This window comes from Bradyrhizobium sp. ARR65, assembly GCF_000472385.1.
Lineage (GTDB): Bacteria > Pseudomonadota > Alphaproteobacteria > Rhizobiales > Xanthobacteraceae > Bradyrhizobium.
The window spans coordinates 1-7,547 of sequence record NZ_AWZU01000105.1; the positions used below are offsets into that span (position 1 = coordinate 1).

At 58.5% G+C, this 7,547-nt stretch carries 6 protein-coding genes; 3 read left to right on the forward strand and 3 right to left on the reverse strand.

What is annotated here, in order from left to right; translation table 11 throughout:
• Nucleotides 1-340: 340 nt before the first annotated feature.
• The 3 genes from F758_RS0142345 (at nucleotide 341) to F758_RS51360 (ending at nucleotide 3,194) form a co-directional block, all read left to right on the forward strand.
• Nucleotides 341-1,336, forward strand: a complete 996-nt coding sequence (locus F758_RS0142345; protein ID WP_245286779.1) for an alpha/beta hydrolase — start codon at nucleotides 341-343, stop codon at nucleotides 1,334-1,336.
• A gap of 118 nt (nucleotides 1,337-1,454) precedes the next feature.
• Nucleotides 1,455-1,979, forward strand: a complete 525-nt coding sequence (locus tag F758_RS0142350; protein ID WP_024513427.1) for a Dps family protein — start codon at nucleotides 1,455-1,457, stop codon at nucleotides 1,977-1,979.
• Nucleotides 1,980-2,894: 915 nt separating this feature from the next.
• On the forward strand, nucleotides 2,895-3,194 hold the full coding sequence (locus F758_RS51360) for a helix-turn-helix domain-containing protein (protein ID WP_198026711.1): 300 nt from the start codon (nucleotides 2,895-2,897) through the stop codon (nucleotides 3,192-3,194).
• A 378-nt stretch (nucleotides 3,195-3,572) separates the two neighbouring features.
• On the opposite strand, the gene F758_RS46140 is transcribed toward F758_RS51360, so the two are convergent.
• The 3 genes from F758_RS46140 to F758_RS0142370 all read right to left on the reverse strand — a co-directional run bounded on the left by F758_RS46140 (nucleotide 3,573) and on the right by F758_RS0142370 (nucleotide 6,960).
• Entirely contained in the window at nucleotides 3,573-4,394 is an 822-nt protein-coding gene (locus tag F758_RS46140; protein WP_024513428.1) for a class I SAM-dependent methyltransferase, read from the reverse strand.
• A gap of 323 nt (nucleotides 4,395-4,717) precedes the next feature.
• Nucleotides 4,718-5,257, reverse strand: a complete 540-nt coding sequence (locus F758_RS46145) for a tetratricopeptide repeat protein (protein ID WP_198026712.1) — start codon at nucleotides 5,255-5,257, stop codon at nucleotides 4,718-4,720.
• A 107-nt stretch (nucleotides 5,258-5,364) separates the two neighbouring features.
• The gene (locus F758_RS0142370; protein ID WP_024513430.1) at nucleotides 5,365-6,960 is read right to left on the reverse strand and encodes a tetratricopeptide repeat protein; all 1,596 of its coding nucleotides are present in this window, start codon (nucleotides 6,958-6,960) and stop codon (nucleotides 5,365-5,367) included.
• Between the last annotated feature and the right edge of the window lie 587 nt (nucleotides 6,961-7,547).

Below are 7,547 nucleotides of genomic sequence, written 5' to 3' on the forward strand. Positions count from 1 at the left end.
CCCGGCCGGTGCCTCACTTCCCGCGACTTCGTGCCTTGGCGCTTTTCGGCCGCCGGCGACCTCATCGTGTGGAGGCTCCCATGATCCCGGCGTCCAAAAACCAGCACACAAGGCGACATAGGACCTTGCCAGGAGCACGGTCATATTCTGTCCAGCAGGGCAGTCCGTGTAGATCGCCGCCACAGCAAATTCGGTCAATACAACAGCAGCGACGGGACAGAAGGCTCTCGGTAGAGCTCGTAAATGAGCTCGTGCAAGCCTACAGGCGCCGCAAAACATCCGGACCAATCCCATGAACCGCACCGCCAAACTCGCCGCCTTGACAATCGGAGCAAGCCTCATGACCCACATTGCCTCAGCGGCCCCGAACGCCGCGACTGACCCTCGGATCGATCCGCAGATCCGCTCATTCTTGGCCGAGATCAACAAGGACAACAGCCCGTTCTGGGAGCTGCCGCAACCTAAGCCGCAGGAAGTTCTCACTGGGCTCCAATCGCAGACGCCCGTCGACATGTCGGGCGTCACGACAATCGAGAAGACCATCACTCAAGATGGTCGAGCCGTGAAGTTGTACATCATGAAGCCTGAGCACGTGAGCGGAAAACCAGGTGTGCTGGTCTTCATACATGGGGGCGTCTGGATCGTCGGAAATTTCGAGAACCATCAGCGCTTGCTGCGCGATCTCGTCATCGGCTCGGGGCAGATCGGCGTGTTTGTCGAGTACACGCCCTTGCCAGCGGCAAAATTCCCGACACAGATGGACGAATGCTACGCTGCACTGGAGTGGGTCTCCGAGCACGCCGGCGAGTTTGGCGCCGATGGCAGCCGCATCGCCGTGGCCGGCAACTCCGTCGGCGGCAACATGGCCGCCGCACTTGCTCTTATAAGCAAGGACCGCAAGGGGCCAAAGATCAGCTACCAGGTGCTTCTCATTCCGGCGACCGACGCCAGTGTCGATACTGCGTCTTACCACGAATATGGGACTGGTCGTTTCCTCGCGCGCGCTTTCATGAAGTATGGCTGGGACCTTTACGCTCCCGACGCAAAGACCCGCAACAGCCCCTATGTATCACCGCTTCGCGCCACCATCGACGAGCTCAAGGGCTTGCCGCCGGCGCTCGTCATCACGGCCGAGAACGATCCGCTGCGCGACGAAGGCGAGGCCTATGCCCGCAAGCTGAAGGATGCGGGGGTTAGGGTCGATGCCGTTCGCTACAACGGAACGATCCACGACTTCGTGCTGCTGAACGCCCTGCGTCAGGTTCCCTCTACCGAAGCAGCTATCGATCAGGTGACTCAGGGCGTGCGCCGGTATCTCGAACCCGCGACGAACTAACTGTCTATGGCGCGGCGGCATTTGCCGCCCGCCAATACCCCATTGGGGGCCTTCTCAGCTGAGCCGCGATAAACGCAAAATCGATCAACAAATATCAAAAGCGAGCAACCGAAGCGCCATGATAACAGCCGTTAGCGAAACCAGCGCGCGAATTGACGCTGCCAGGGAGTTCAATGATTTGCCGGTCGATCGTGTCAGCGAAATCAGTGCGGCGCTCAACGGGTTGTTGGCTGATGTGTTTGCACTATACCTGAAGACAAAGAACTTCCGTTGGCACATGAGTGGCCCACATTTTCGTGACTATCACCTTCTCCTCGATGAGCAGAGTGTCCAAATTCTTAAGCTAGCTGATCCGCTAGCCGAACGAGTGCGCAAGCTTGGCGGCACGACCCTCCGTTCGATTGGGCACATTGCCCGTCTCCAAAGCATCATTGACAGCGAGGCTGAGGATACCTACCCGCAAGTGATGCTTTCTGAACTGAGAGAGGACAACCTTAGATTCGAATCGGCAATGCGCCGCGCCCACAAAATGTGCGATGACAGCCGTGACATTGCAACGACGAGCCTGCTTGAGACTTGGATCGACGAAGCCGAAGGACGCAGTTGGTTCCTCTACGAGACGCGGATCATCAGACGCGAATGAGCGCATGTAATGGACAGAAGCATGGGGATCAAGATTGGTAGCTGACGTAGCACCCGCATCGTGTTGGGTCCTAACAGCGAAAGCGCCTGGATTCGTCGACGGCGACGCGGGATGCCGTGGTAAAGCAACTGCTCCCATGGAATGCCGATGCTAAATCGCCGATACTTAGATCGTGGATTTCTTTGCTTTTTTACGACAAAATCAGAGCGGATCATTCAATCCCCGAACGGAAGTTGTGTGCTAACATAAACGCTCGGTATGTGGTCTAACTTCACACTCTCATTATGGCTTAACATTAGGTTTGAGCTGACATGTCGCATACACTGTCTTCAGAAGGCTCTAGAAAATACCCAGCCTCTCTGCTGCTCAGGTCATCGGACCATTTGGGATGGTCAACGCTTTTCGCAGAGTTTCGATCTCATTCCAGCTGTGAAGGACCCGGGGCTGAAGGACAGGACTTGGAGGTAGCGGTCATAGTCAACGGTTCAGATCAAGGAGCTGTGACCTGCAAAGTCGGCGCAGAGCAGCGAAAAGTCTGCCCCTCTAATGGGACGATTTGGCTGAATCCTATGGCTGCCAGAGCGGACGCGATCCGGATCGCGTCCCCGGAATTGGAAGTCGCTCAACTTGTACCTTGCCAAAACTCGCATTCAGCCGCCTGGAAACCGAGTTCAACCTGCCTCAATTCCCCGGACAATCCATCCGCTACACGTCCGGCGTCCAAGACAGCGTCATCAACCAGATTGCTCTGTCCGTTCTGCGAGAAATGTCAGATCCAACGCCATCTGGGCGTATGCTGGTCGAAACTGCATCCCTCTTTTTGCTGCGCGGCTGCTTCACGAGCACTCAGAAAGTCCGCTGCATCGCTTGCAACGCGAGCCAAGATTTGGGCTTGATAACGTAAGGCTGCGACGCGTGCTTGCCTATATTGAAGACCATCTCACCGAGGAAATTACGGTAAGCAATCTCGCGAGCATCGCTTGTCTGAGCGTGTTCCATTTTACGCGCGCATTTGCGGCCAGTATCGGGGCGCCGCCGCATAGCTACGTTAGAGAACGCCGGCTGGAGCGCGCCAAAAAGCTCCTCAAGACAGGCAAGCTGTCTCTCAGTGAGATCGCCTTGGATTGCCGGTTCTCATCACAATCCAGTTTTACGCGCGCATTTCGACGAGCTACTGGCGCGACACCAGCCAACTACAAGCGGGCGGTTCGTTAGGAAAAGTCGACTATTACACCTGCCGGGCCGAAGGTTGCTGGACTCGCGGCAGTCGGCGGTCAGTGCCGCTACGGACAACCTTTTCAACCCAAGGTCTTTGTACAAAACATTCGGTGACGGGAGGCGAGCACGCCACAGGCTTGCGGAATTGGCGAGTTGGGAGCACTGCGAATGTCGCATCTGGGTCACAGGCCGAAAGTCTCACTTGGAGCAAATCTGGTCGGCACTACCTCAGATAGCCGACGTCGATCGCGGTGGCAAGGATTTCTCAGTCGGGCCACTTGCGGACTCGTGCGCCTCAGCAGTTCCGTCTCTGCAATTTGTGCGTGCGCGCCAGGATCGGCCGTCTCCTGCGGAGATTTGTTTTGCGTCTGGGTTTCACGCGCGCGCGATGGCGATATTCGAAGTCATGTTGGCGCTCACTTTTCCCTCCCTGAGAAGTGGAGCAAGGTATGCGCCGATGGCATCGTTCAATCTGAGGCGCGTTGCTTCGGGCAATGTAGCGAGGGACGGGGCGAGCGGAGTTGCTGCGAGGGCTCTGACGGCCTGAGCGATCCCGCCCTCGAAAATCAATGGCAAGCTTGCGTTCCTAACACGGACCTCGTGAAAGCCCGCAGCCTCAACCGTACTCTTGAGGACTTGTGCATCAGGCCAACTGAATGGTGCCCGGAGCCGGTCCGCTAAATCGCGGGGAACGCTCTCGCGCAGCGCCGCGTGGAGGGCCGCATAGAAGGCGTTATCCTCGATATGGCGCCAAGCGGCGATCGCCAATTGTCCTCCCGGCTTGAGCACACGGCGCATTTCGCTGAGAGCGGCTAATCGGTCAGGAAAGAACTGCAGACCCTGTTGGCAGACCACAAGATCAAAGGCTGCGCTCTCAACTGCCAAAGGTGTTGCCGGTGATTCGATATAGGTGATTGGCGCAGAGTCTGGCGAGGAGGGCTTCGAGTTGGCCACGTCGAGCATCGGGCGTGAGATGTCTGTCGCAACAACGCGACCGCCCGGACCGATCCGTTTGGCCGTTAGCCGTGCCACCGTTCCGGGACCTGTCGCGACATCGAGAACAACCGCGTTTGGACGGAGATTGCACTCATCAAGCAAGAGCAGCGCCCAGGGCTCGAACAGCCGCGGTACCAGAAGCTCCTCGTATACTCTCGGGACGGCGTCGTCAGTGAACTGAAAACCCGCGTCTTCGCTCATGGGGTGTCTCCTTGGCAAAGAGCTTATTAATGCGCGCGCGCCACAAGCGGCAACGCAATCGCGCTATTAGCCAAACCCGACGAACTCGGGCCGCCTCATGGCCTCCCCTCTCAGCCCGAACAGCATATCGTACCATATCATCGTAGGAATGCCGCATTATGCGTCACAGCAGCACTGATCGGCGAACGGCAGAGATGGGTCACGAGCGTCGCCCTCTGCGATAGATGGCTGTCCGTCGATTTCCGCTATGCCCCGTTTTCGACCGAAGTTGGCCGCTCAAAATGTCGCGACGGGTCATATCCGGACTCATGCATTGCAGCAAATCAGCGGTTCGCAAGTCTGTTGTACTCCGCGATCGCCCGCTTTAGATCGTCGTATTCATCGCAGGGGATGAGACAGACCTGCTCAAGAGTGGCGAGATGCTCTTTGGCTTTCGCCAGATCACCTTGGGCCAAATAGGCTTCACCGAGATGTTCGTGCGCACTGCGGTGCCGAGGATTGAGGGTCAGGGCCTGCTGATAGTGCTGCATTGCTGGATCGAACTGCCGCAGCCTGCGATAGGCGTAGCCAAGGTAGTTCTGGATCTCCGCATTGCGGGCGTCGCGAAGGGCCGCGTTGGTGAGCGCCTTTATTGCTCCCTCCCAATCACCAACGCCGATCGCTCGCTTGCCTGCTGCGAAATCGGGATCGAGCGCTGCCCAATCCGGCGTTTCCACCATTGCTGCCATGGTCGAGCAGATCGGCCACGATTCGGCGGCATTGGTGATCCCTGACACTGCATTGTCTGGAATAGCCGATGTTACGGTCTGGCCTTGGCGGGCTGGTGCCGTCAAAAAGTACGAGGCCGGCACCGCGGTCAGCACGCCCGCAACGGCGGCGATGAGGATCGAACGCATCATGATCGTTTTGGCGTCAGTCGGCTGCCCGGCGCATGCGCAGGAGAGCCGTTCTGATTGTCTCTTTTGGTTGTTTACTGCTGCATCAAGGAGGCTCTGGCTTCGCTGATTTCTACCCGATCGGTATCGGCGTCCTTGGTCATCTCGGCAAGCTTCCGGAAGTATGCCACGGCCTTCTCTGGCTGATTTGCGGCCTTCGCAGCCTTGGCAGCGCCGTACAAGCCGCGCAGCCGGCTAGGCGTCGACACCAGCGAAGCCTCATATTCTGTTAGAGCCAGTTCCGGCTGTTGCTGTTCGAGCAGCAAATCGCCTAACAGTTCGCGCATCGGGTAGAGCCGGTTCTCCATCGCGATATGCTTTTCGCTGTCGTCCTCCAGATCCGCCGCCGCGCGCATGAGCTTCAGCGCCTGCTCGTTCTCCCGTCTTGTCTGCGCAATCCAGGCCGATGCAGCCAGCATCTGGATTTCGACCTGCGCGGCCCAATAGGACTGACTTGCATTTTCTAGCGCGGCGTTGAGTTCTTTGAGTTTGGCGACTTCGCGCTCTGCAGCGTCAGGGGCGCCGCTGCGGGCCGATCCCATGGCGCGGGCAAAATAGGTGATAGCCTCGGCCTGTGGAAACTGGCTGCCCCTCGGCTCAAGCACGGCTGCTTCCTTCCAAGCCTGACGTTCCAGCGCGAAGCGCGCCGGCACCGCCGCAAGCCCGGTATAGCTGTAGACCGCTTCAAACCCGAGCTTTTTTATAGCGTTGCTGTCGTCGCGGAGCTGCTTCGCAGCTCCCTCCTGTCCCATTTGCAGCAGCGCGTATTCCATGAAATCCAGCAGGTGCGGCTCGCCTGGAGATGTCGCCCCCGGCCAGAGCCTTGCCGCCACCGCCTGGGCGATCGCCCGAGATTTCGTGTTCGAAGCGACCGACTGTGTCCACATCCCGAGCATGGAGTAGATATGCGAGGGCATGTGCTGGGCGTGCGGCGCCGCGGGCGCGACCTCGGCATATCTGTTCGCGGCCTCAAGACCGCGTTGCGCCAGCGTCGGGTAGTCGTAGGTGTGGATTAGATAGTGCAGCACGCCCGGATGATCCGGTAGTTTTGCCTCGACCTTTTCAAGGATGGCCCCGGCCTTGAGCTGGTTCGCGAACGTCTTGTCGCTAGGCAGCGCCGTCTCATTGAGAGCGAGCGCGTAGAAAATGGCCGCCTCCGTATCATCCGGATATTTCTGCATCAGCGCTTCCATCGCCTTTTCGTAGGCAAGCCCGCGCTTGGTTTGATCGACCTTGTCGAACTCCTTGTAGTAAGGCTCTATCGCCGCGAGCCAGTCGCGCTCGCGTTCGGTCTTGGCGCCGATCGTCTTGCCCTTTTCCACCGCATCCAATCCATTTTTCAAAGCTATTGCTGTCAGCGGCACGATCAGCGGGTTTGGGCGCTGGCTGATCGCTATGCCCCAGTAGGCGATGGCGCATTGCGGATCAGCGGCAGCGGCTTCGGTAAAGGCCTGGACGCTGTCCGGATAGAAGAATGAATGCACCATCGCCAAGCCGCGATCGAATTTCTCCTGTGCCTGCGGCGTGCACGAAGTCTCGAAATGCACGCGGCCGAGTCCTTGTCCCCAGGCCGCGGTGGCGAATGTCCCTACCAACAGCGCGGTTATGAACGGTCCAAAATTCTGTCTCATGGCGTTCCCTCGTCGTTGCGGTCGAAATAGCAGTTTCGCGCTATCATCGCCGTGCGCCCACGCGCACACTGCGAATGCTCAGTGCGAGACCGGCACAAAAGATTGTCGGTTTTAGAAGGGTACGATGCCTGCCGACAGCATCCTCGCTGCCCATTCGGCTCTAACGGAGATCTCGGCTCATCCCGTCTCGAAGAGCAGCTTCACGGAAAGATTACCACGATCGGCCTTTCGAAACAGGCCCTGCACGGACCCATTGGGCAGAAAATCCTTGGCCGCAATGTCCGTTGAGGGTCGTGTGTCACGAGCATCGCCATGAGTACCGGCGATGCGGAACTGTACGAGAGATGAAGGAGGGCCCTTCGGGTTCGGCAATCAGGTGCTGATCTCAAGCCACCGCAAGCTGCTGCGGTCAAAAGCCGTGGTGGTGAGCGTTGCGGAAACGCCGGGACGAGATTCCGGCAGGCACGGTCGAGAGAGGCGAGCGCAAGCGAACCGCTGCAGAAGTGTCGAAAGCGGATTAGGCGATGTCAGAACCGGGGGGTGACCCTTCCTCCGGGATCAGCTCGGGGGATGCCTGAGACTGCCCG

What these genes read in the sequence shown, in the direction of transcription:
- F758_RS0142345 (WP_245286779.1), top strand. Translation starts at nt 341, where the DNA reads ATGACCCACATTGCCTCAGCGGCCCCGAACGCCGCGACTGACCCTCGG.
- F758_RS0142350 (WP_024513427.1), top strand. Translation starts at nt 1,455, where the DNA reads ATGATAACAGCCGTTAGCGAAACCAGCGCGCGAATTGACGCTGCCAGG.
- F758_RS46140 (WP_024513428.1), bottom strand. Translation starts at nt 4,394, where the DNA reads ATGAGCGAAGACGCGGGTTTTCAGTTCACTGACGACGCCGTCCCGAGA.
- F758_RS0142370 (WP_024513430.1), bottom strand. Translation starts at nt 6,960, where the DNA reads ATGAGACAGAATTTTGGACCGTTCATAACCGCGCTGTTGGTAGGGACA.